This window comes from Nannocystis sp. RBIL2 (assembly GCF_026626745.1).
Classification (GTDB): domain Bacteria; phylum Myxococcota_A; class Polyangia; order Nannocystales; family Nannocystaceae; genus Nannocystis.
Genome location: NZ_JAPNJW010000001.1, coordinates 579,771 through 602,889 on the forward strand (window position 1 = coordinate 579,771; position 23,119 = coordinate 602,889).

General features: G+C 71.7%; 19 protein-coding genes. 15 read left to right on the forward strand and 4 right to left on the reverse strand.

The window, feature by feature from the left end; all coding sequences use genetic code 11:
* Positions 1 to 216 precede the first annotated feature (216 nt).
* Together OV090_RS02275 and OV090_RS02280 are read left to right on the forward strand one after the other, a co-directional pair.
* The gene (locus tag OV090_RS02275) at positions 217 to 1,923 is read left to right on the forward strand and encodes a hypothetical protein (RefSeq protein ID WP_267701796.1); all 1,707 of its coding nucleotides are present in this window, start codon (positions 217 to 219) and stop codon (positions 1,921 to 1,923) included.
* A 409-nt stretch (positions 1,924 to 2,332) separates the two neighbouring features.
* The gene (locus OV090_RS02280; RefSeq protein ID WP_267701797.1) at positions 2,333 to 4,279 is read left to right on the forward strand and encodes a membrane dipeptidase; all 1,947 of its coding nucleotides are present in this window, start codon (positions 2,333 to 2,335) and stop codon (positions 4,277 to 4,279) included.
* A gap of 173 nt (positions 4,280 to 4,452) precedes the next feature.
* Here the strand turns inward: OV090_RS02280 and OV090_RS02285 are convergent, their stop codons facing one another.
* Complete coding sequence (locus tag OV090_RS02285; protein ID WP_267701798.1) at positions 4,453 to 5,157, reverse strand: hypothetical protein; 705 nt, start codon at positions 5,155 to 5,157, stop codon at positions 4,453 to 4,455.
* 177 nt (positions 5,158 to 5,334) lie between these two features.
* On the reverse strand, positions 5,335 to 5,691 hold the full coding sequence (locus tag OV090_RS02290; RefSeq protein ID WP_267701799.1) for a DUF3592 domain-containing protein: 357 nt from the start codon (positions 5,689 to 5,691) through the stop codon (positions 5,335 to 5,337).
* Between the two features lie 207 nt (positions 5,692 to 5,898).
* On the opposite strand from OV090_RS02290, the gene zigA reads away from it, so the two are divergent.
* From zigA to OV090_RS02325, 7 genes are all read left to right on the forward strand, one after another.
* Entirely contained in the window at positions 5,899 to 7,119 is a 1,221-nt protein-coding gene (gene zigA / locus OV090_RS02295) for a zinc metallochaperone GTPase ZigA (protein WP_267701800.1), read from the forward strand.
* A 171-nt stretch (positions 7,120 to 7,290) separates the two neighbouring features.
* Positions 7,291 to 8,070: a TetR/AcrR family transcriptional regulator gene (locus OV090_RS02300; protein ID WP_267701801.1), complete on the forward strand. Its 780-nt coding sequence runs from the start codon at positions 7,291 to 7,293 to the stop codon at positions 8,068 to 8,070.
* 2 nt (positions 8,071 to 8,072) lie between these two features.
* Positions 8,073 to 10,733, forward strand: coding sequence for a phosphoenolpyruvate synthase (locus OV090_RS02305; RefSeq protein WP_267701802.1), 2,661 nt, complete (start codon positions 8,073 to 8,075; stop codon positions 10,731 to 10,733).
* Entirely contained in the window at positions 10,730 to 11,221 is a 492-nt protein-coding gene (locus OV090_RS02310) for a hypothetical protein (protein ID WP_267701803.1), read from the forward strand. The genes OV090_RS02305 and OV090_RS02310 overlap by 4 nt, the downstream gene beginning before the upstream one ends.
* Before the next feature lie 231 nt (positions 11,222 to 11,452).
* Complete coding sequence (locus OV090_RS02315) at positions 11,453 to 12,943, forward strand: S8 family serine peptidase (protein ID WP_267701804.1); 1,491 nt, start codon at positions 11,453 to 11,455, stop codon at positions 12,941 to 12,943.
* A 262-nt stretch (positions 12,944 to 13,205) separates the two neighbouring features.
* The gene (locus tag OV090_RS02320) at positions 13,206 to 14,216 is read left to right on the forward strand and encodes an IS630 family transposase (RefSeq protein WP_267707050.1); all 1,011 of its coding nucleotides are present in this window, start codon (positions 13,206 to 13,208) and stop codon (positions 14,214 to 14,216) included.
* Entirely contained in the window at positions 14,213 to 14,533 is a 321-nt protein-coding gene (locus OV090_RS02325; RefSeq protein ID WP_096326272.1) for a hypothetical protein, read from the forward strand. Before OV090_RS02320 ends, OV090_RS02325 begins: the two co-directional genes overlap by 4 nt.
* Positions 14,534 to 15,140: 607 nt before the next feature.
* On the opposite strand, the gene OV090_RS02330 is transcribed toward OV090_RS02325, so the two are convergent.
* Together OV090_RS02330 and OV090_RS02335 are read right to left on the reverse strand one after the other, a co-directional pair.
* Entirely contained in the window at positions 15,141 to 15,773 is a 633-nt protein-coding gene (locus OV090_RS02330) for a hypothetical protein (protein ID WP_267701805.1), read from the reverse strand.
* Positions 15,774 to 16,081: 308 nt separating this feature from the next.
* Positions 16,082 to 16,861 carry a hypothetical protein gene (locus OV090_RS02335; RefSeq protein ID WP_267701806.1) on the reverse strand — a complete coding sequence of 260 codons (780 nt, stop codon included), beginning with the start codon at positions 16,859 to 16,861 and terminating at the stop codon, positions 16,082 to 16,084.
* Between the two features lie 405 nt (positions 16,862 to 17,266).
* Here OV090_RS02335 and OV090_RS02340 point away from each other — a divergent pair, with 405 nt between their 5' ends.
* The 6 genes from OV090_RS02340 to OV090_RS02365 all read left to right on the forward strand — a co-directional run bounded on the left by OV090_RS02340 (position 17,267) and on the right by OV090_RS02365 (position 23,110).
* Complete coding sequence (locus OV090_RS02340; protein ID WP_267701807.1) at positions 17,267 to 18,346, forward strand: hypothetical protein; 1,080 nt, start codon at positions 17,267 to 17,269, stop codon at positions 18,344 to 18,346.
* A gap of 46 nt (positions 18,347 to 18,392) precedes the next feature.
* Positions 18,393 to 19,535 carry a sigma-70 family RNA polymerase sigma factor gene (locus OV090_RS02345; RefSeq protein WP_267701808.1) on the forward strand — a complete coding sequence of 381 codons (1,143 nt, stop codon included), beginning with the start codon at positions 18,393 to 18,395 and terminating at the stop codon, positions 19,533 to 19,535.
* 50 nt (positions 19,536 to 19,585) lie between these two features.
* Complete coding sequence (locus OV090_RS02350; protein WP_267701809.1) at positions 19,586 to 20,272, forward strand: hypothetical protein; 687 nt, start codon at positions 19,586 to 19,588, stop codon at positions 20,270 to 20,272.
* An 84-nt stretch (positions 20,273 to 20,356) separates the two neighbouring features.
* Entirely contained in the window at positions 20,357 to 21,037 is a 681-nt protein-coding gene (locus OV090_RS02355) for a hypothetical protein (RefSeq protein WP_267701810.1), read from the forward strand.
* A 176-nt stretch (positions 21,038 to 21,213) separates the two neighbouring features.
* Entirely contained in the window at positions 21,214 to 21,645 is a 432-nt protein-coding gene (locus OV090_RS02360; protein WP_267701811.1) for a hypothetical protein, read from the forward strand.
* 205 nt (positions 21,646 to 21,850) lie between these two features.
* Positions 21,851 to 23,110, forward strand: coding sequence for a hypothetical protein (locus OV090_RS02365; protein WP_267701812.1), 1,260 nt, complete (start codon positions 21,851 to 21,853; stop codon positions 23,108 to 23,110).
* Positions 23,111 to 23,119: the final 9 nt, after the last annotated feature.

Consider the following 23,119-nt stretch of genomic DNA (forward strand, 5'->3'; position numbering starts at 1 on the left):
GCTGGCTCGTGCAGCGCCACCGCTCGCTCGCCCTTCCTGCGCCCTCCGAACGTTGTGCAGAGTGCCGTGCGAAGCACCGCTCCCTCCACATGTCCTTGAGAGCATGTCCTCGAGTACATCTCGCGCACCGGCCCTCCGGGGCCCGCCCGAGGCCTCGACAATGGCGGACCGCGCTGGAGACCGCCCTCCGGCGGCGATATCCTCCGCCTCCCCCCCATGGCCGTCCGGATCCAGTTCACCACCCTCCTGATTCGCATCGATCGACTCCTCGCCGTCGCCCCTGACGGCGTCGCTGCCATCACTGCCCGCTGGTCGCCCTCGTGGCGCGACGAGCACCTGCTCGCAGTCGCCTTCATGGACATGGGCGCCCGCGATCTGGCCGCCGAGCTCGAGGCCATGGGCCTCGTCCTGCGCGACACCTCGACCGGGGAGCGCGTCTGGCAGGACATCGCGGTCGTCGACTACTACGACGGTCCGACCTTGCCGTGCGCCTGGCTCGAATGCGACGTCGCGCGTCACGTCGCCTGGCTCGCGGGCACCGTCCCCGGCCCTGTCGCCGGCCCCGATCACGAGCACGAGGAGGCGCCCGTGCGCATCTCCCCGGACAAGTTCCAGCAGCTGCTGCAGAGCCAGCACCCGCACCTGTTCGCCCCGGCGCCTGCGCCCGCCAAGCCCGCCCGCGAGGGTCGGACCCGGCCCGGCGAGCACGAGGCAGTCCTGCTCCCGCTGACCCAGCAGATCGCCGCCGAGCTTCTGAACATCATCCCGCTCAGCGCCAAGATCGACACCGTCGTGTTCACCGCCCACTTTCCGCGCTCCGGCGAGGTCGTCAAGGCCGGCGTGGTCCTCCACGAGATCGACGGCGAGCTGCGGTCCATGACCTTGCCGCCGCTCACCTCCGAGACACGCCGCCTGCTCGAGCAGCTCTCGCGCTACGAGAGCGGCAACCGCCTCACCTCGATCGAGATCAAGATCGCCAGCGACGGCCGCGTCACCACCGACTTCGGCATCGCCCCGCCGAAGTCCCCCGAGGAGCTCGAGGACCTGCTGCGCCGCCGCTTCGGCAGCATCCCCCCGGCCAAGGCCCCGCGCCCGCCGGCGCCGACCGGCTTCTTCGGCAAGCTCAAGGCCATGTTCGGCGCTGGCCCGCGGGTCACCCTGCATCCGCAGCCGAGCCTCCGGCACATCCCGCCGCGCGAGCCCCTGTCGCTGTTCCTCGACCCGCTGAACGGCATCCAGGAGGGCTGGGACCACGAGCCGCCGCCTGCGGACGCCGCCGCCAACGCCTCGACCTCCGCGCGCCCGGCCGGTGGCGCCCCCGCCTTCGACCTCGCCGCGCTCCACAGCCTCGAGGCCCAGCGGGTCGCCGGCACGCCCGCCCCCAGGCCCGCCGGCTTCACCCCGACCGGCCCGCAGCTCGTCGTCCCCGCGCAGGACGGCCTGTTCGCCGCCGAGGCCCGCGGCTTCCACCGCCTCTCCCTCGCCGAGTTCCACCGCGAGCGCCCCGACCTGCGCTTCGACGCCGGCAACGAGCGCCTGGTCCGCGACCTCGGCCCGCTCGGCGAGCTCCACTTCACCGCCTGGAACGGCAACCTCAACCGCGCCGACCTTTATGTCAAAGACCTCCCCAGCCTCGACGACCTGCTCGCGCGCCTCCAGCCGGTCCTCGCGGCTCTCGGCGGCCTCGGCCCCGTCACCAGCGCCCTCGGCAGCCGCACCCCCGCCGGCATCACCGACCCTCAGCCCGTCACCTACGACGAGCTGCGCCGCTACCTCGTCCCCGACTCACCGTTCAGCACCAAGGTGTACCCGTGCTGGCTGCTCGGCGCCCCGCCCCACACCAAGGTCAGCCTCGACCTCGGCTGCAGCCTCCCGGACAACCGCCCCGCCTTCAGCTACCTCGTCACGATCACACACATCTGAACAGGCGGCCATGTCCTCGAGAGCATGCTCTTTCATGCATGTTATCGAGGACATGCCCGATCGATCCTGTCCTCTCCGACATGCCCCGGCGGACCGGCGCTCGCCACCCCGCTCCCCGCCCGACTTCACGGCGACCGATCGACAGCGGCCCAGCGGTCGCTGACTCGATCCCCACGGACCTCGCGGCGCCCGGGCGTGCGCGCGACGGCAGGCAAGTCGCCCATACAAGATGGCCCGGATACCACCGGGCGATCGTCACCATCGCGGCGCCTCCTGGCCTCGCCGAGGCATCGCCAGCATCGTCGCCTGCCTCGCCGTGGCGTCGCTGAGCCTCGCGGCCTCCTGGCCTCGCCACGCCTCCCCGCCCGCCTTGACCCGGACCGCCGCCCTCGCTAGCGTGCCTGGAACGATGATCCGGGGTCTTGCCTTCACCTTCTCGAGCCTCGCCCTCCTGACCGCCTGCAAGGGCGACACCCCGGGCGCCACCGAAGGCGCCTCGACGACCACCGGCACGACGACCGGCACCGGCACCGACGCCCCGACCACCACCGACGCTCCGACCACCACCGGCGGGCCCGACCTCCCGCCGCTGCACGGCGTCGCCGACCTCCACCTTCACATGTTCGCCGAGGAGGCCTTCGGCGGCGGCTGGTTCCACGGCAGCCACGCCGGCCCTGGCGAGGATGCTCTGGCCCCGTGCGACGGCGGCGAGCCCGGCGATCACGGCCGGCTCAAGGCCGACCTCGCCCCCCTGCTCGGCCAGTGCGAGGGCATGAGCCTCGAAGAGCTCGCCAAGCTCGTCTCTCTCGTCTCCGTCATCGCCGCGCCCGGCGGCGGCGAGGTCGTCAGCGAGTTCGTCAGCCAGATCCCCGGCTCCACCGGCGACACCGGCGAGCACAAGGCCCGCGTCGACGGCTGGCCCGGCTTCGCCGGCTGGCCGCGCTGGGACGCCATCGCCCACCAGCAGGTCTGGGAGGAGCACCTGCACGCCGCCTACATGGCCGGCCTGCGGCTCGAGGTCATCTCCGCCGTCTCCAACGACTGGCTGTGCCGCGCGATCGCCGAGGAGAACCTCGAGCGCCCGCAGTGCGACGAGATGGAGGACGTGAAGATCCAGCTCGAGCTGGCCCACGACTTCGTGAAAACCCACGACTGGGCCGAGATCGCCCTGACCGCCGCCGACGCCCGGCGGATCGTCGGCGAGGACCGCCTCGCCCTCGTGCTCAGCGTCGAGGCCTCGCACCTCATGCAGCAGGGCGACTGGAAGCCCCAGCTCGACGAGCTCCACGCTCTCGGCGTGCGCACCCTCCAGCCCGTCCACCAGCTCGACAACCGCTTCGGCGGCGCCGCCCCGCACAACAACATCTTCCACATCGCCCAGTACGCCGAGAACTGTCACATCGACATGGACTGCGGCATCACCCAGGGCGCCGTCACCCTCGGCTTCGACGTCGACGCCAATTGCCGCAACACCCTCGGCCTCACCGCCGAGGGCAAGGAGCTCACCCAGGCGATGATGGATCGCGGCATGCTCGTCGACGCCGCCCACCTCTCGGAGGCCGGCGTCCGCGACCTCCACGAGCTCTCCGTCGCCCGCGACTACTACCCCTATTACATCTCGCACGGCCACTTCCGCGAGATGCTGCCGGCCGAAAAAGCACGCGAGGAGAAGACCACCCCGGCGTGGATCGTCGAGCAGCTGCGCCAGGTCGGCGGGGTCTTCGGCATCCGCACCGGCCACGAGGAGGTCAACACTTACGAGCCGTCCGAGGTCGCCAACACCTGCCACGGCTCGAGCCGCTCCTTCGCGCAGTCCTATGATTTCGGCCGGCTCGGCCTCAAGGTCGCCGTCGCTCTCGGCTCCGACCTCAACGGCTTCATCCAGCAGGTCCGCCCGCGCTTCGGCCCCGACGCCTGCTCCGCCTCGTTCCCGACCGAAGGCCGCTGCCAGGCCCGCGACGAGCTGGCCGGCGGCCCCGCCCCGCTCGGCACCGGCTTTGACGAGGCCGGCCTCGGCCACATCGGCCTCTTGCCCGACCTCCTCGCCGACCTCGACCAGCTCGGCACCGACACCACCCCGCTGCGCGACTCGGCCGACGCCTTCGTGCGCATGTGGGAGCGCGCCGAGGCCGAGCGCAGCGGCCCCGCCGATCCGGTCGACGACCTCGACGCCGGCGGCGTCGTCGTCCTGCCGCCGCACGGCCAGCGCGAGGCCGAGTTCCCCGCCGAATGCGGCGACTCCTACTGCGAGGCCTCGCTGCAGACCGGCGAGCCGTGCCGCTTCGACGGCGAGTGCGTCAGCGGCACCTGTGCCGACGCCGGCGAGTGCGGCACGCCCAAGGGCACCTGCGCCTGAGCCCCCCGCGCGCCCAGGCCGCCACACCCGCCATCGCTTCGGCCGACGCGACCGGATGCTCAACACCGCCTCTCGCACGCCCAAGGCACCGAGCACTCGCGGACGAACGCCCGCCGGCCGTCGCACCGTCATCGCGTCGGCCGACGCGACCCGAGTCCGGACGGCACTCGGCCTCAGCGGCCGGCGAGCACCGCCTGCAACGCCGCCGTCAGGTCCGGCGGCAGCGCCGACTTCACCTCCGCGGGGGACAGCAACGGGCGCGTCGAAGTGAAGCTCAGCCACACGGGATCGGGGCTCGCCCAGTAGAACCGCGCCGCGCCGCACGCCGAGCCCCCGAGGTACCGCACCTCTCGCAGCGCGCTCAGCGTCGCGTCGTAGCGCAGCTCGACGCGGTTGTAGCCGCGCCCGTGTTCACCGTCGCACGGGACCTCTTCTTCCAGGTGCACCACCCGGTACGTCCCCTCGTAGCGCACCCGTAGCAGCGTGGCTCGCGGCGCCTCCGCCAGGACCGCGGCCCGGAGCGCCGGCAGGAGCCGCTGGCGATCCGCAGGCACCTGGTCGCCGTCCATCAGCGTCGCAGGAAAACCACACCCGCGAACACGGACGCCCAGCGCGTCCGAAGCCGAGAGATCGCACGTCGCGCCCTCGCTGTCGTGGAAGGTCGCCACGAAGTGATCCTCGAGCGCCTCGATCCGGGTCACCGCGTAGTGGTGAAAGCGTCCGTCCAGCGCCTCGTACGTGGGCGACGGCGGGGGCCGCGGGGCCGGTGGCGGCCGCACTGCCGCCTGCGGCTCGCTCCTCGGCGCTTCGGGGCCGCGCGCCGCAGGGGCGCAGGACGACAGGGCGAGGGCCGCGAGGACGACGGAAGCGACGCGCATTCCCGGGCGTAGACGGAGGCCGACCGCAGATGTTGAAGCGCGCCGCGACGAAATGAAGGACGTCCGACGCCCCCCTGAACGGGTGATGCGCCTCGCCCCGCGGGGCTCGCTCGACTGATTCGACATCCGCGGCCCGAGCCAGCGACTCGTCTGGTCGTCGCCCCCTCATCGGCGGAGTCAGTCCAGCAATCGGAACACCTCGGGGTCGCGCGGCAGGTAGCGCACCTTGCGGAGCGAGCCGACCTGCAGCCGCGGCGCTTCCATGGCGGTCACCACCAGCGTCTTCTCGACCTGGACCGGCGCGCCTCCGTCCTCGGGCTGGATCTCGAAGCGGAACCGAAGCCGCGGCTTTCCGTTCTGCGCCGAGCCCGTGTCCTCGTACGAGATCACGCGCGCCGTGCCGATCGCCCCCTCCTGCTGCAGCAGCGCGACCTCCTGCCGATCGAGCCGGTCGACCACGCACCAGCCCACGCCGACCGCCAGGAACGCCGCGCCGACGATGGAGAACGCGAGCACGGGATTGTTGCGAGCCATGCCCGCGAGTGTGCCACGCCGCGGCGGTGCGCGGGCCCCGACAACGACCCGCCCGTGATCGCGCCACGGGCCCGCGAGAGCGCGCCCGCGAGTAAACGCGACCGCGAAGTCCCGAGAGGCGCTGCCTGTGCGCGATCGGGGCCCGCCCCAGTTATCGCCTAACAATTACTCTTGCAATCAACTTGCATCTGTAAAACAGTCTCGGCCGTGGACACCCCGATCGATCCGCGCCTCCCCGTCACGGTGCTGTCCGGCTTCCTCGGCGCCGGCAAGACCACCCTTCTCAACGCAGTGCTGCGCAACCGCGCCGGCCTCCGCGTCGCCGTCATCGTCAACGACATGAGCGAGGTCAACATCGACGCCCGCCTCGTGCGCGACGGCGAGGCCGGGCTCAGCCGGGTCGACGAGCGCCTGGTCGAGATGAGCAACGGCTGCATCTGCTGCACCTTGCGCGAGGACCTGCTCGTCGAGGTCACCCGGCTCGCCCGCGAGGGCCGCTTCGACTACCTCCTCATCGAGTCGAGCGGCATCTCCGAGCCGCTCCCGGTCGCCGAGACCTTCACCTTCCCCGACGAGCACGGCACCCGCCTCGCCGACGTCGCGCGCCTCGACACCATGGTCAGCGTCGTCGACGCGGTCAGCTTCCTCGCCGACTACGACGCCTCCGCCAGCCTGCGCGAGCGCGGCGCGGCCCTCGACGACGACGACGAGCGCACGATCACCGACCTCCTCGTCGACCAGGTCGAGTTCGCCGACGTGCTCGTCATCAACAAGACCGACCTCGCCGCCCCCGCCGCAGTCGATCGCCTCGAGGCCATCCTGCGCTCGCTCAACCCCGCGGCCCGGATCGTCCGCGCCGCCCACGGCGAGGTGCCGCTGACGGAGGTCCTGAACACCCGCCGCTTCGACTTCGACCGCGCGTCCCAGGCCGCCGGCTGGCTCGAGGAGGTCCGCGGCGAACACCGCCCCGAGACCCTCGAGTACGGGATCTCGAGCTTCGTCTACCGCGCGGCGGTGCCGTTCCACCCGCGCCGCTTCTGGGCCCAGATCCAGCGCAAGTGGCCCGGAGTGCTGCGCTCGAAGGGGATCTTCTGGCTGGCCACGCGGATGGACGCGGCCCTGAGCTGGTCGCACGCGGGCCGCACGCTACGGGTCGGGCAGGCCGGCCTGTGGTGGGCGACGCAGCCACGCAGCGAGTGGCCCGACGATCCGGACACGCGGGCGGAGATCGAGCGCCACTACCGTCCGCGCTGGGGCGATCGCCGCCAGGAGATCGTGGTCATCGGCAGCGGCATGGACCGCGAAGCCCTGATCGCCGCCTTCGACGCCTGCCTGCTGACGCCCGCCGAAATGCGCGGCGGCCCGAAGGCGTGGCGCTCGCTCGAAGATCCGTTCCCGGCGATGGCCGCCGGACCGGCGCCGGCGTGACGCCAATGCCGCACTCGCGGCACTCTCGAATCACCACAGCGCGAATCACCTGTCCCTTCGAACATCTCGTTGGCCTTTCGCCGGGCGCGCTTTCGCCCTGCGCGAACAAATTCCGTCGCGCTCTCGGGGCGTCCCCTTGACGAGACGGAACGATTGATTCACATATCTCTCGTGCCATCCCAAGGACCGCTCACCCTCCCCGAGCTGCTCGAAGTCGCGCGGCGGCTGCTCGACGAGGCTGGGCCCGAAGCGCTCACCATGGACCGTCTGGCCGAGGCTGCGGGCATTTCACGCAGTTCGGCCTACCGTCTCGTCGGCAGCCGCGAGGCCCTCGTGCAGCAGCTCGCAGCCGCGGGGATCGACGCCCCCATGCGCGGGGACGCGCGCGAAAAGGTGCTCGCCGCCGCGCGCGACGTCTTCTCGCGCCTGGGCCTCGAGGGCGCCACGGTCGAGGCCATCGCCGAGGTCGCCGGCGTCGGCACTGCCACCGTCTACCGTCAATTCGGCGACAAGAAGGGCCTCCTCCGCGCCTTCGCCCAGAGTATGAACATTCGCCAGGTCGTCTGGGGCACCGCGCGCGAGCCCTCCGGCGACCTCGCCCTCGATCTCGAGCGGCTCGCAGTCGCCGCGCTCACGCAGATGCGCGACGACGCCGACCTCATGCGCATCATCCTGGTCGAGCGCCTGCGCGGCAGCAGCATCCTCGGCGAGCTGTCCGACGCCGCCGATCGCTCGATCCACGGCCTCGCCGCGGTGCTGCGCCGCTACGTCGAATCCGGCGAGCTGGTCGACGAGGACCCCTACCAGCTCGCGCGCGCCTTTCAGGGCCTGCTGTTCGGCTTCGGCGTGCTCGGCGGCCTGTCGGGCTCGCCCGCCGACCCCGACCCCGAGCGCGACGCCAGGACCATCGTCCACTTCTTCCTCCGCGGTGTGAAACGAGGTGCTCCGTGACCATGATCGTGCCATTCTCCGCCACCCTACCCGACGACCTCGCGCGCGTCGGCGGCAAGGGACAGAACCTCGGCGCATTGACCCGCGCCGGCTTCCCCGTCCCACCCGGCTATTGCGTCACCACTGCCGCCTATCGCCATTTCGTCGCCGGCTGTCCCACCTTTCCGGCGTGGCTCGATCGGCTCGACGCCCTCGATCCCGACGACGTCGCCGGCGCGCGCCAGCTCGGCGCCGCGGTGCGTGACGCTCTGCTCGCAGTCCCGCTGCCGCCGGAGCTGGTCGCCGACATCACCGCTGCCCACCACGAGCTCGGCCGCGAGCACGCCTACGCCGTGCGCTCCTCCGCCACCGCCGAGGACCTCCCCGGCGCCTCGTTCGCCGGTCAGCAGGACACCTATTTGAACGTCCGCGGCGACGACGAATTGCTGGCCGCGGTCCGCCGCTGCTTCGCCAGCCTGTTCACCGACCGCGCGATCCTCTACCGCGCCCGCAACGGCTTCGGCCACCGCCACGTCGCCCTCGCGGTGGTCGTCCAGCGAATGGTGGTACCCGAGGCCAGCGGCATCCTCTTCACCGCCGACCCCGTCACCGGCCACCGCGGCACCCTCACCATCGACGCCGGCTACGGCCTCGGCGAGGCCCTCGTCAGCGGCCTCGTCACCGCCGACCTCTACCGCGTCGATCGCCGCACCGGCGCGCTCGAGGAGCTGCGCGTCGGCGACAAGCAGGTCGCCATCCGCCCCGTGCCCGGCGGCGGCACGGTCACCGAAGATGTCCCCGAGGACAGGCGGCACGCCCGCGTCCTCGACGACGCCGCAGTCGCCGCGCTGGCCGACCTCGGCGCCCGCGTCGAGGCCCACTACGGCGGCGTCCCCCAGGACCTCGAGTGGTGCCTGGTGGGCCAACAATTGTGGCTCGTCCAGGCGCGCCCGATCACCTCGCTCTATCCATTGCCCGCGCCCGGCCCCGACGACGGCAGCGTCCACCTCTACCTCAGCTTCGGCCACGCCCAGAACATGATCGACCCGATCACGCCGATGGGCCGCGACCTGTGGCGCGCGGTGTTCCCGTTCGGCAAGACCCGCCTCGACGAGATCCCGCGCGGCACGACGACGATGGTCGACGCGGGCAGCCGGATCTACCTCGACATCACGCCGGTGCTGCGCCTCGCGCCGACGCGCCAGCTGATGTTCCGGATCTTGCGCGCGGTCTACCCCGACGTGGCAGCGCGCCTGGCGACTCTGGTCGACCGCCCCGAGATCCAGGCCGCCGCCAAGCCCCGCCCCGCGGCTCTGCGCCTGGCCCTCGGGATGATGTGGCGCGTGCCGTTCGACCTCGCCTGGCTGCTGCTCGGCGCTCGCCTCGACACCCAGACCGCCTGGGCCGACCGCATGGTCGCCGAGCGCGTCGCCGACTTCCGCGCCGCCGTCGAATCACAGCCGCCCGGCGTCGCCCGCCTGCGCGCCGCCCGGCACCAGCTCACCGGCGTCTTCCAGGTCATGCCGAAGATCGCCCCGCGCCTCGTCTCGGGCCTCTTGAGCCTCGGCCGCCTGCGCCGCCGCTTCGCCGACACCCCGCACGCCGCCGACGTCGAGGCCCTCCAGCGCGGCCTCGTCGGCAACGTCACCACCGAGATGGACCTGCGCGTCGGCGACCTCGCCGACCTCGCGCGGCCCTACCCCGAGCTGCGCACCGCCCTCGAGCACGTCCGCCCCGGCGAGCTCCACCGCCTGCGCGCGCTCGCCGGCGGCCCCGCCTTCGTCGACGCCCTCGCCGCCTTCCTCGAGCGCTTCGGCATGCGCGGCCAGGCCGAGATCGACATCGGCCGCCCGCGCTGGGCCGACGACCCCGGCCTGCTGCTCACCAGCATCCGCGGCATGGCGGACCACGGCGACGCCCCCGGCGCGCACCGCAGGCACTTCGCCAACCTGCAGGCCGAGGCCGAGGCCGCCGGCGGGCGCCTCGTCGCCGCCGCGCCCGCCCTGGCGCGCTGGATCGTCCGCCGCCAGGTCCAGTGCGTGCGCCACTGCCTCGGCGTCCGCGAGCACCCCAAGTTCCTCTTCATCCAGTGCTTCGAGCTCGTGCGCAGCAACGTCCTCGCCGCCGCCGACGCGCTCGTGCACGCCGGTCGCCTGGCCGCGCGCGGCGACGTGTGGTTCCTGACCTACGACGAATTGCTCGAGCTCGCCGCCGACCCTTACGCCTTCGATCCGCGCCCGCGAATCACCGCTCGCCGCGCCGACTATGATCATTCGCGCCACCTGAGCCCCCCGCTGGTCGTCACCAGCGAGGGCGAGGTCCCCGCGCGACCTGTCCCGAAGGACCTGCCCGAAGGTGCCATCGCCGGCCTCGGCGCCAGCGCCGGCGTCGTCGAGGGCATCGCCCACGTCGTCCTCGATCCCGCGGCCCAGGTCCTGCGCGCCGGCGAGATCCTCGTCGCTCCCTACACCGATCCCGGCTGGACCCCGCTGTTCGTCCACGCCGCCGGCCTCGTGTGCGACGTCGGCGGCATGATGACCCACGGCTCCGTCATCGCCCGCGAGTACGGCATCCCCGCGGTCGTCGGCGTCGGCGACGGCACCAAGCGGCTCAAGTCGGGCCAGCGCCTGCGCGTCGACGGCAGCCGCGGCATCGTCGAGGTCCTCGCGGAGGCCGCCCCGTGAAGCTCGCCCTCCTCCTGCTCGCCGCCGCCCTCGTCGTCCTCGGCGCCCTCGCGGCCGTCCAGGGTGTGTTCGTCGACGGCCTCCAGCGGTCCGGCCGGACCTTCCTGGCGATGATGCCGATCCTCGTCGTCGCCTTCCTGCTCGCCGGCATGGCCGAGGCCCTCCTCCCGACCGGCTTCGTCGAGCGCTGGCTGAGCGACGGCGCCGGCGTCCGCGGCCACCTCCTCGCGTGGGTGGCCGGCGCCCTCACCCCCGGCGGCGGCCTCCTCGGCATGCCCCTCGCGGCCGGCCTCCTCAAGGCCGGCGCCGGCATCGGCGTCCTCGTCACCTACCTCACCAGCATGGCCCTCCTCCCGCTCCTGCGCCTGCCCATGGAGCTCGGCATCTACGGCGGCCGCCTGGCCCTCCTGCGAATCGCCGCCTCCTGCCTCCTCCCCTTCGCCGCCGGCGCCACCGCCCACGTCATCGTCCGCCTGACGCGATTGTGAATGTCTCATAGAACATGTCCAAGGAAACATGGACGATAGGACAGCACCCCACTCGGACCTGAGCACCCGCTCCGCCGGGCACGTGGCCTCCGGTGCGAGGACCACCACCGAGCGGCCTCTGGAGGAGTGAGCTCGGCGAGTCCCGCAGGGTGGCTCACGCGGACCGCCGCGACCGTCCGCATTTCCGATCGACGTCTGTCAGGCTTCCGCCGCGCCGGGCAACTCCCGGACATGCCCCTTCGCACGCCTTCGCTTCGCACCCTGCTCGGTTTCGCCTTCACCCCCGCGCTCCTGCTCGCGAGCGGCGCGGCCTGTGACGTCGAGCCCGAGGCCGACATCGACGAGCTCGCGGCAGACGACGAGATCGCGCCCCGCTCGCTGACCCTCGAGCCCAACGATCCGCTCTACCATTCGGGACAGAAGTGGCACTACGGCGCCATCTCCTTGCCCGAGGCCTGGTGGCTGACCACCGGCTCGCCCGCGGTCACCATCGCCATCGCCGACAGCGGCACGCTCCCTCACTCGGAGCTCACCTGGTCGAGCGGCTACGACTTCTTCGTCGGCGACCCCGACCCGACCGATCCGGGGGACTTTCACCACGGCATCCACGTGGCAGGCACCCTCGCCGCGGCCGCGAACAACGGCGTCGGCGGCGCGGGCATCTGCTGGGGTTGCAAGCTCCGTCCGATCCGCGTCAAGCAATCCGGCGGCGGCGCCCAGGTCGGCGACCCCGGGATGAACGAGCCGACCACCACGCTGCTCGCCCGCGCGATCCGCTACGCGGCCGGCCTGCCGACCGACAACGGCCGAGGCGAGACGGTGCAGGCCAGCTCGCGCGCCGATGTCATCAACATCAGCATCGGCAACCTGGCGCAGCCGTGCCCGGCCGACCTCAAGGACGCCATCGACAAGGCCTCGGAGGCCGGCACCGTGGTGGTGGTCGCGGCGGGGAACGGCGACTCCGGGACCACCTGGCCGCCGAGCCCCGACTTCAACGCCTCCAATTATCTGTGGCCGAGGTGCCAGAACCCCGACCTGATCGTGGTCACCGCGGTCGACGCATTCGGCAACGCCGAGCCTTACGCCCTGCAGTCCAACCCCCTCGCCAAGTACCCCGGCATCACGATCGCCGCCCCGGGCGGCTCGGCGGTGAACGGCCAGGCCGGCAACGGCGCCCTCCTCGGCTGCCCCTCCGATCCGACCCAAACCGGCACCCACGGCGTCGTGTCGACGTGGATCCCCTACGCGCAGACCGGCCCGCAGTGCCACCGCCACTGGGCCGGCACGTCGATGGCGGCGCCGCACGTGAGCGGCGTGGTCGGCCTGATGCGCGCCCGCAACCCCGCGCTGACGGCGTCGCAGATCAAGCAGATCCTCGTGAAGACTGCCAAGCCCATCCCGTGCACGAACTGCGGCGCCGGTATGGTCAATGCCTTCGGCGCCGTCCAGGCCTCGACCTTCACCCTGTCGATCACGTGTGAGTCGACCGGCGGCGGCGGCTATGCATGCACCTCGTCGCCGACCGGGCTCGGGCCGTGGACCGCCACCTGGCAGGGCGTCCTGAACGCCGCGGTCAACCCGGCCTACGCCAACAACCCCACGACCACCCACGGCACCTGCACCGTGAACACACAGGCGCGGGTGCGCGCGACCCTCACCGACGCGCTCGGCCGCACCGCGATCGCCGAGGACTCCTTCCTCTGCAGCCAGCTCCCGCCGTGATGAGTCTCTAAGGACATGTCTATTTCAACATGTCCTCATGGACATACCTCTAGTACAGCCTGCCCAAAGTTTTCCAGGGGTTCATGCGAGCTGCTCCCGTCCTGGATCCACCGCCAGCACGGTCTGGGCGTCGGAATAAGCGAGGCGCGAAAACGATCTCGTCGGTGTGCCAGCCCCGCGAGCGCAACGGCTTCGGGTGGCGCCTTCGGTCCGGGAGGAGCTGAAGGCGCTGGCTCGGAGTGGGCGCAGCGAGGCGCGCCTCGTGCTTCGGGCGAGGCTCGTGCTCCTCGCCGCCGAGGGTCACTCGAACCAGGAGATTGCGCGGAGATTGGGCTGCCACGTGGATACGGTGAGGGTGTGGCGTGGGCGCTTCGCGCGTGATGGGCGGCTCGTGACGCTCGAGGATCGTCCCCGAAGTGGGCGACCTCCTCGGGTATCGCCGGCGACGCGCTGCAAGCTCATCAAGCTCGCCTGTGACAAGCCTGCCAGGCATGGTCAACAGACTCGTTCGACATGGACATACGCGACGTTGGCGAGGCGCCTGCTTCAGGAGACAGGTATCGGGCTCAGCGTGTCCGAGGTGGGGCGAATCCTGCGCAACGAGGACTTTCGGCCGCACAAGATGAGGCTCTGGCTGCACAGCCCCGATCCCGATTTCTGCCGCAAAGTTCAGCGCATCTGCGACCTCTACCATCATCCCCCAGACGGAGCTCACGTGCTCTGCGTCGACGAGAAGACCGGCATGCAGGCGCTCGGACGGAGATTTCCCAGCAAGCTCCCCGCGCCCGGTCGCGCGGGCCGTTTCGAGTTCGAGTACGTCCGCCGCGGTACCTGGTCGCTGTTCGCGGCCTTCGACATCCGCACCGGCGAGGTCCTCGGCGAGTGCAAGCCGCAACGACGAGCCGAGGACCTCATGGACTTCATGGAGGGCCTTGCCCGCAAGTATCCTACCGGCCAGATCTACGTCGTCTGGGACAACCTCAACATCCACTACGACGGTGCGGACTACCGTTGGACCCGCTTCAACCGGCGCCACGGCGACCGCTTTCACTTCGTGTACACGCCCATCCATGCCTCGTGGGTCAACCAGATCGAGATCTGGTTCTCGCTACTGCAGCGCCGCGTCCTCCGCTACGCCGACTTTCCCTGCGCCGGAGCCATGCCCCGCGCCGTGATGAACTTCATCCGGCGCTGGAACCGCGACGAAGCGCACCCGTTCAACTGGACCTTCCGCGGCCACTTCGTCCACACTCAGCGGCGGCACGCCGCATGAGCCGTCCACGCACCACCCGCAACGCCGCTGCGAAGTCGGACGACGACGCTCGCGCTGTCGAGCAGTTCCTGCGCCAACACCAGGATCTCGCACACCTCCGCGTCCGCCATCGCGCCCCGCTCATCACCCTCGAGTCCGGCCCCGCTGACGATCCGGTCCTCCACGCGCGCCTGCGCCGCCTCGCCGCCAACTTGTGGCAGCTGGAGATGGCCACCCACACCGGGCGCTGGGAACCAACCCCCTTCCGCGCCTCCCGCGAGGAGCTCCTCGAACTGCTCCTCGGAAACTTCGGCTGGACCCTCGCCGAGAGGGCCTAGCAACTCCTGGAGAACTTTGGGCCGGCTGTACGCCCGTCATGACGGCTGCCGGGGTCCCAGCTTCGCCGCGCACTCAGGCTCCCTGACGTCACAACAGGTACACGTAGCCTCCCCGTTCCACTCGCCGCACGTCCCCTCCCACAGCGGCGTCTCGTCGATCGACGTCCTGTCGCGGTTCCAGGACCGACAGTGCTCCTGGCAGTCGATCGTCGTATACTTGCCGCTCCGGCACGTGTTCAACGTGTGGCCCTTGCAAAGGCTCAGCCAGCACGACGACTCGACAGTCGTGCGCGACTCGGGCGTCGAAGCGACGGGAGCCGCGGGCTTCGGCGCCTCCACGGCGGCCTGGCGCGTACAACCGACCGCGAGCGCCATCACCTGTGCGATTTTCCCGATTCGCATCGTCGAACACTACCACGCCCGACCCCTCGGCATTCCGGACCGCGAGCGTTCACAAGCCGTAGCGCGGGACCCCGGGAGGACTTCGGACCGGCAGTACTAGCCTGCGCCGACGGGATCGGCGGCAGCTGTCTTCAAGGACAGCTTCCGCCGCTCCCCGCGACCTGGCGCTCGCCTCCGCGGTCCGCCCGCACGAGCGGGGCGATTCTCACAGCTTGCTCCACTCCTCGGCGGGCGTCGGCGCGGGGGCCGTGGGCCAGTAGTAACGGTCGGGGCGCGCGGTCATGTCGAGGCGGAGCACGCCGGTCACGGTGGCCCTGACGCCGCGGCGGGTGTTGTCGAGCGGGCGCGTGAGCTCGGAGCCGTCGGTCTTCACGTCGACGACCCGGCCGCCCTCGAAGGTCACGCGCATGGCAGTGTCGTACTCGTCGTTGCACTTCTCGGTGCCGGCGATCTGGTCGGGAAAGACCCGGCCGTCAGCGAGCGTGAGGTCGAACAGGAACCAGTTGTACTTGTTGGAGGCGCCGTAGCGGCAGTGCGTCACGACCTCGCGCACCTCGCCGAACCACAGACGGGCGTTGGCGGCGGCCTGGGGGATGATCCCGGGCCACCAGCTCGAGTCGAGCTCGCCCGTCTCGTTGCCGTGGCCCTTCTCGAGCCCGTCGATCCGCTCGTTGAACAGCGCCACGATCTTGGGGTTGGACGTATCGCCGGGCATCTTCGGCGGATAAAACTGCGCCGGCAACTTCATGCTGCCAGTCATCACCAGCACCGCGCCACCGATCGCTATCACCGCGAGGCTGGCGACGATGCCCACGACGATCTGCGTACCCTGCTTCATGAATCCTCCCCCCGTCCGGAGGCGGGAGAATAGTCAGCCGGGCGAAGCGGCGCCAGCGGCCCGGACGGGGCTATTTCGCCCGCCTGCGCGGCCTGCGGAGCTCTTTGGCGGCGCTCCCTCGCGCGACCATGTCCCAAAAGACATGTCCACATCGTCCTACCACGGGACCGCGCCGGCTCGACGGGCCTCGGCGGAATCTGTCTTCCGGGACAGATACCGCCAATCGCCGCAACGGCCGCCTTTGGCGTGAGCGGTCTCTCGGCTCGGGATCGACATGACATGTCCATTGGGACGGTCGATGGGCGCGCTCACGCCTCGCGCACGGTCCAGATCGCCAGCAGCGCCAGCGCGGCCGCCGGGACGGCGTGCGTCAGCGCCATGCGCGCCGCGGCGCGGACCCACGCGAGCTCCCCGGCCGCGCGGACGTCGAGCGTCTGCACCGCAGCCGCGACGGCGACGAGAACCGCCAGCACCAGCACGCCGACGAAACCGCATCGGAACCGCGGGCGGCCCGAGGTCGCGGTGAGCACGGCGATCGCCGGCGCGAACCACACCGCCGCCAGGTACGACGCCCGGCTCAGCGTGCTGCCGCTGCCGAGCAGCCACGCGAGGCCGAAGGCCAGCGCAGTCACGGCCGCGCCCGCGACCGCGAGCGCCCGCCCGCGGCTCACCAGCGACGCGCACCACAGCAGCGTCGCGGTCACGCCGAGCGCGAGCGCGGTCGGGCGGCCGAGGACCGGCGTGAGCGCCGGCGTGAGCACATCGCTATGCTCGACGGTGAGCCGCGTCGCGGGCTCCGTCACCAGAGTGCGCGCGACCGCGTCGACAGTGGGCTCGTCGGACAGCCCCGCGAAGTTCACCTGGCAGCGCTCCCCCGCTGCCTCCAGCGCGTACACGAGGTCCGGGTGGCGCGCCTGCAACACCGCGTCGACCTCTCGCGGATCGCAGCGGCCGTCCTCGGCCAGCGTCGCGAGTGACAGCATCGCCCCGCCCTCGAAGTCGAGCCCGATCGCATCGCCTCCGCGGGCGACGCTCACCAGCGCCGCGACGCTCACGCTCAGCCACGCGGCAGCGGCGAATGGATGCACCCGTCGACGTCTCGGCGAAGCGATCACGGCCCTCTGCTCACACTCGGCTCGCCATGAGCCATGGTCGCTTGACCATACGCCCTATCGACGGCGCTCACCATCGTGTCGCCATGTCCCGAGCGACAGCATGATGCCGAATGCATGCATGTGCGTCTCCGGCGAGGCCGGGGAGCGAAGATGACCCGCCGGGCGAGCTGTGACGGCGGGACCGGACGATCTTGCTGCGACCCGGTGCAAGGCGATCGGCGCGAGAGAATCCGCGTCCAGCCGCGCCCTCGCCGAGCGCACAATCGGCGGCGGACATGGTAGCCAGGGCCTCGCCATGCACGACGACGCCCGGACGCGTACGCCCGTGAGATCGGGCGATCGGGGCATGGATGCAGTCGCAGTGGGAGCGGAGTGAGCGTGAGCGGCGTGAGCGTGCTGCTCCTCCTCGGCGCGCTCGCGCAGGTCCCCGAGCCGCCCGCCGACCACGTGACCTGGAGCGCTCCGGCACGGTGCCCTGGGCGGGATGCCCTGCTCGCCGAGGTGGTTGCCCGTCGAGGCCGCGCCCTCGAGCCCGGACAGGCGCGGATCGTCGGCCGCGCGACCGTCGTCGGGCCGCGCCGCTACCGGCTCGACCTCGACCTCGAAGTCCGCGGACGGCGCGACAGCCGGACCCTCTTCGCGCACAGCTGCGAGGCGCTGGTCGACGCGGCCGTCCTGGTCATCACGCTCGCCCTCGACGCCGACCGCGAGCCCGCCCCAGGCTCACCGGAGTCCCCCTCCTCGGAGCCGACCCCGGACGCGACCGTGCCGGAGCCCGCCGCTCCGGTCGAACCCGCGCCGGAGCCCGCCGCGCTGCCCATCGCCGACGCTCCGCCGAGCACCGGCGCACCCGCGCCTTCCGGCCCCCTCGCTCCCACCCACGGGGCCGCCCCGGCACGCGAGCTCGCGCCGCCGATCCCGGCCCCGCGGCGCCGCCCCGGCGGCTTCCTCCGCCTCCACGGGCTCGCGGAGATCGGCGCCTTGCCCGGCCCGACCGGCGGCGTCGGGCTCGCCGGCGGCCTCCTGTGGAGCAGATTCCGCCTCGAGCTGCACGCCACCTACCTGGCCCCGCGGACCGCCGACCGCTCGGGGACCGAGGTCCGCGCCTCTCTCGTCGCCGGCGCCGCGCTCGGCTGCGTCCGCCTGGGCGACCGGCGCGTCTTCGAGCTCCCGCTGTGTCTCGGGCTCGAGGCCGGCGGCATTCCCCTGGCCGCCGACGGGCCCGTGGGGCACAAGGCCGCGGTCGGGCGGTGGCTCGCCGGCACCGTGGGCGTCGGCGCGGCCGTGCGCGTGCACCCGCGGGTCGCCCTGTTCGCCATGCTGCAGGGCCTCGCGGCGTTTCAGCGCGGCACCTTCGTCGTCCGCAGGGGCGGGACCGACGTCGTCCTCTTCGACCCCGGCGTCGCCTCGGCCCGGCTCGCCCTCGGCGTCGAGGTGCGCCTCGGCGAGTCACGGTGAGACTATTGAGGGGCATCCGGAGACAACACTGAGGCCGGCGACCGCCATGCACTCCGAACCCGAGGACGACGCGCGCAAACGCGCCTTTCGTGAGCTCTACCGCAGCGAATTCGCGTTCGTCTGGACCGTCGCGCGCCGGCTCGGCGTCCCGCCGCCGCTGGTCGAGGACGCGGTCCAGGACGTGTTTCTCACCGCCTACCGCCGCCTCGACCAGGTCCGCTTCGAGGTCTCCGCGCGCGCCTGGCTGCACGGCGTGACCCGCAGGATCGCCTCGCGTTACCACCGCTCGGCCGAGCGCCGGTCGCGGCGGCTCGCTGCGGTCGCCGCCGTCTCGCCCGGCCCCGCCGACCCGCCGCAGGAGCGCGTCGACTCCGCGGAGCAGCTCGAGCGGCTCCTCGCCCAACTCGGCGCGAACATCCGCGCCGCCTTCGAGATGTCCGAGCTGTTCGGCATGAGCGGCCCCGAGATCGCCAGCGAGCTGGGGATCCCCGTCAAAACCGTCTACTCGCGGGTTCGGCTGGCGCGCGAGCAGCTCATCCGCGAGTTCGGCGAGGCCCGACTCGAGCGCGAGTTCGCCGGCGCACGCAAGCGCGACGCCCCGCCGCCCGCCGCCGCCCAGCGCTCGTGGGCCGCCCTGGCCCCGGGCCTGATGTCGACCCACGCCGGCGTCGGCCTCGCCACCCTCGTCACCGCCCGCGCGGCCGTCATGACCACCCTCGTGCTCGCCGCGGGCCTCGTCGCCGTCACCGGGTCGCGCCAGCCGGCGGCCGCTCGGCCCGGCGCTCCCCCGTCCGACGCCGCGCCGGTCGCCGTGAGCGTCGCCGAGCCGGCTGCTCCGGCCGTCGTCGTCGAGGCGGCCTCGCCCCCGCCGGCGCCGCCGACTCCGCCGCCCGTCGCCTCGCCGCGGATGGAGGATGCCGACCGCCTGGCCGCCGAGGTCGCGGTGCTGGAGCGCGCCCAGGCCGAGCTCGCGCGCGGCGACCTCGAGGCAGTGCAGGCGCGCCTCGAGGAGCACGCGCGCCGCTTCCCCGCCGGCGCCTTCGGCGACCTGCGCGGCGTCCTTGCGATCGAGCTCCTGTGCCGCGGCGGCCGGCGGGACGAGGCCGCCGAGCGGGCAGCCGCCCTGGTCGTCGCCTACCCGCGCTCCGCCGCCGCGCAGCGGTTCGAAAATTATTCGTGCCCCGAGTGAGACGAGTCGGTCGAGGCGGAGACTAGCAGCAGTAGAGCGCCCGCCTGTTCATGCACCCCGGCATCCGCGTCGCATCTCCCTGTATTCGCGCCGCGTTCGCGGCTGCGCTCGCGCTCGCCACATCGGCCTGCACGTATCCGAAGTTCCTCGGCGAGGAGCCGACCGACGGCGGATCCGCCACAGAAGACATCGTCACCGCGAGCGCGTCGAGCCAGGGCTCCGCCTCGAGCACCGGCGTGGTGACCGGCGACGCGACCTCGAGCACCGGCGTGGTGACCGGCGACGAGACCGCGACCGACGCGACCACCTGCGCGACCGGCTGCCCGGGTGGCGCTCCGGGCGGGCCGCTCGAGAAGTGCCTCTCGGAGTTCAACGAGGAGTACTGGTGCGAGTGCACCGAGGGCGACAGCCACCCGTGCGGCGACGGCCGCGTCAGCTTCTGCCTGGCCCAGGACGCCGTCGTCTTCACCCACACCCGGTGGACGCCCTGCGGCACCTGCGAGCCCGGGCAGCAGCGGGCCTGTGACGCCCCCGCCGGGCCGGGCCGGCAATTCTGCAACCTCCACGACCTGTGGATCGACGACATCGAAGACCTGCCGACCCTCGAGTGGGGCGCCTGCCTCCGCGAGCAGGACATCGCCTGCGAGCCGGGTGAATCGAGGCCGTGCGAATCCGGCATCGCCATCGAGCAGTGCGACGTCGATCTGCAGGGCATGCCTCACTGGACCGGCTGCTAGCTCGCGCTGGCGCCCAATACGTGCTTCGTCCTTTCGACCGATCGAGTACCCATGCGATATGTAGAGCATCTCAGAAGCGCCCACGTGAAGACCATTTACCTCGGGTTCGCCGTCGTCCTGGCGTCGGCGGCCTGCGGCGACAGCGGGGGCAATGGCAGCACGTCGAGCCCGGGCACCGGCGGGGACACGAACCCGGGCCCGGGCAGCAGCGACGGCGAGACGATCCCGCAGGCCGACTGCACCTCGCGCTGCGAGGCCCACGCGACCGCGTGCGACGTGCCCGAGGCCATGGTCTCACAGCTCTGCGGCAACATCTGCGCCGATTCGCTCACCGAGGCCGCCATTCAATGCATCGAGGCGCTGCCTTGCACGGCCGGCGAGGACGAGCTCGACGAGTGCACGAGCAAGAACCCGCCGGGCGGGTCCAGCGAATCGGACGGCCCCACCGACACTGGAGGCCCCTCCGCCGGAGGATTCGGCGACCCCTGCACGTGCGGCATGACGAGCGGCGAGTGGGAGTGCTCCGGCTCGAACATCTGCGCCACGGGCCTCGTGTGCGTCGGCGTCGGCAACGACGCCGGCACCTGCAGGGGCCCTGTCTGCTGCGACAGCGAGAGCGATTGCGCCGAGAGGCTCGGCAAGCAGGCGAACTGCGACACCGGCCAGAAGTGCGCCTGCCAGGGCGGCAACCTCGAGTGCGTCGGCGAGGCCTGCACCTGCGAAGGCGGCGCCCTCACGAATCGCGGCCTCTGCTACCCCGAGTGACCGGAGCGACGACCGAGGAGAAATCGCAACGGCGCGATTCGATCGTCGCCGACCCGTCGCACGAGTCGGCGCATGTGCGGTCATTTCGACCAATACTCGCGCTCTGCAGCCTGCAGACTCGCATGCTTTGAAAGTGGTGTATGAAACACGCAGCTTCACGCGGGCTCGGCCTTCTCATGCTGTTCGCTCTGACGATCGCGTCCGGGCCGGCTTGCTTCCTCCCACCGCCGATCGTGCGAGGACCGGACGGACGGCCGACCTTTCGCGGGGAGTACCTGATTCACCCGCAGGCGGGCCCGTACTTCTGTTTCGGCGGGATCACGCCGCTCGGCGCAGAGACGTCCCGCTGCCAGGGGACCCAGGACACCTGCGCCGGCCTGCTCGACACCTGGCAAGAGGCGGGGCAGAGTCTGCTCAGCGGCTGTCACCCGACGTCGACCATCTACTGCACCCAGGGCTTCAGTAACAACTGGATGTGCGCGCAGACCCTGGAGGCGTGCGAGGTCGAACGCGCGCGTCGCGTCCAAGAATACGCGAGCGGGCAGGATCTCGGGTACGCGACCTGCACCGAGGTCGACGAGTCCAAAGTGTTCCCGCCGCCGACATAGACGTGCCCCGGAGCGGGCTCCGACGAAGCGCCTCTCGCAGAGGCGAGGGCGTCGTCGCCGACATCAGGGCTCCGCTCCCGCTCACCGCGCCCTTCACCTGTCCCATCGGCCATCTCATCGGGAGCGAGACCATCCGCGATCGCCGGCCGAGGCGCGCAGCTTCGCGCGCACCGACGCCGCCCCTGTCATGCAGTACCATCGCGCGATGTCTCGCCTCGAAGCGCTCCTCCTGTGTGCCCCCTTGCTGGCAGCCTGCGGCGACAGCGGGCGGCCCCAGGACACCGCGAACGCCACCCTGACCACCAGCGGCCCCGGCCCGACCTCGACCGTCGACCCCACCGACGGCGCCGTCACCGACGGCACCACCACCGGCGAGCCGACCACCTCCACCACCTCGACTTCGGGCCTTCCCAAGCTCGACCTCGGCGCCCAGCCGGACCAGGGTGAGATGGCCACCACCGGCGAGTGTGCCGCCCAGATGTTGGAGCCGCAGGTCCAGTCGGTCGGCGTCGACATCGTCGTCGTCGTCGACACCTCCAACTCCATGCAGGCTGCGATCGCCGCCGTCGAGGCCAGCATCAACAACGATTTTGCCGCCATCCTCGGCGCCAGCAACGTCGATTACCGCGTCATCGTCATGGGCGACTACCCGCCCGGCGAGCAGCTCGACATCTGCATCAGCGCCCCGCTCTCCGGCACCGACTGCAACCCCCCACCGGCGGTCCCGGCGGTCACCGAGCGCTACAAGCACTACGACGGCATCACCGGCTCGGGCGCCTTCCTCGCCAACATCCTCGCCTGGTACACCACCCCCGATCCGCACGGCCTCGCCCCGAACGGCTACCGCGACTTCCTGCGCGACGGCACGCGCAAGGTCATCCTCGCCATGACCGACGGCACCAGCGCCTCGGGCACCGACGCCGACGGCGACGCCTTCGACGCCGCCCTGCTCGCCCTCGACCCGCCGCACTTCGGCACCCCCGGCGCGCGCGACTACGTCTTCCACACCATCATCACCATGGGCGCCAACAACCCGCCCGACGCCCCGTGGTTGCCGGGCGACCCGCTGCAGGGCGAGGGCGACTCGATCCAGCGGGTCAGCGTCATCAGCGGTGGTTGGCGCTTCCCGCTGTCGCAGACCGACGCCTTCGACGTCCTCTTCCAGGAGATCGCCAAGGACGTCGTCATGACCACCCCGATCGCCTGCTCCTTCCCGATCCCCGAGCCGCCGATGGGAACCATCGATCCGAACACCATCGAGATCGACTACCAGGTCGGCGGCGTCCCGCCGGTCAAGGCATTTCATCAGGTCGTCGACCTCGCCGCCTGCGAGGCCGACGCCTTCTACATCGAGAACGCCACGGTCATCCTCTGCCCCGACGCCTGCGGCCAGGTGCAGGCCGACCCGGCCGCCAAGCTCGACGTCCGCTACGGCTGCGACGTCGGCTTCGATCCTGCTGGTTGAACGGCCCGG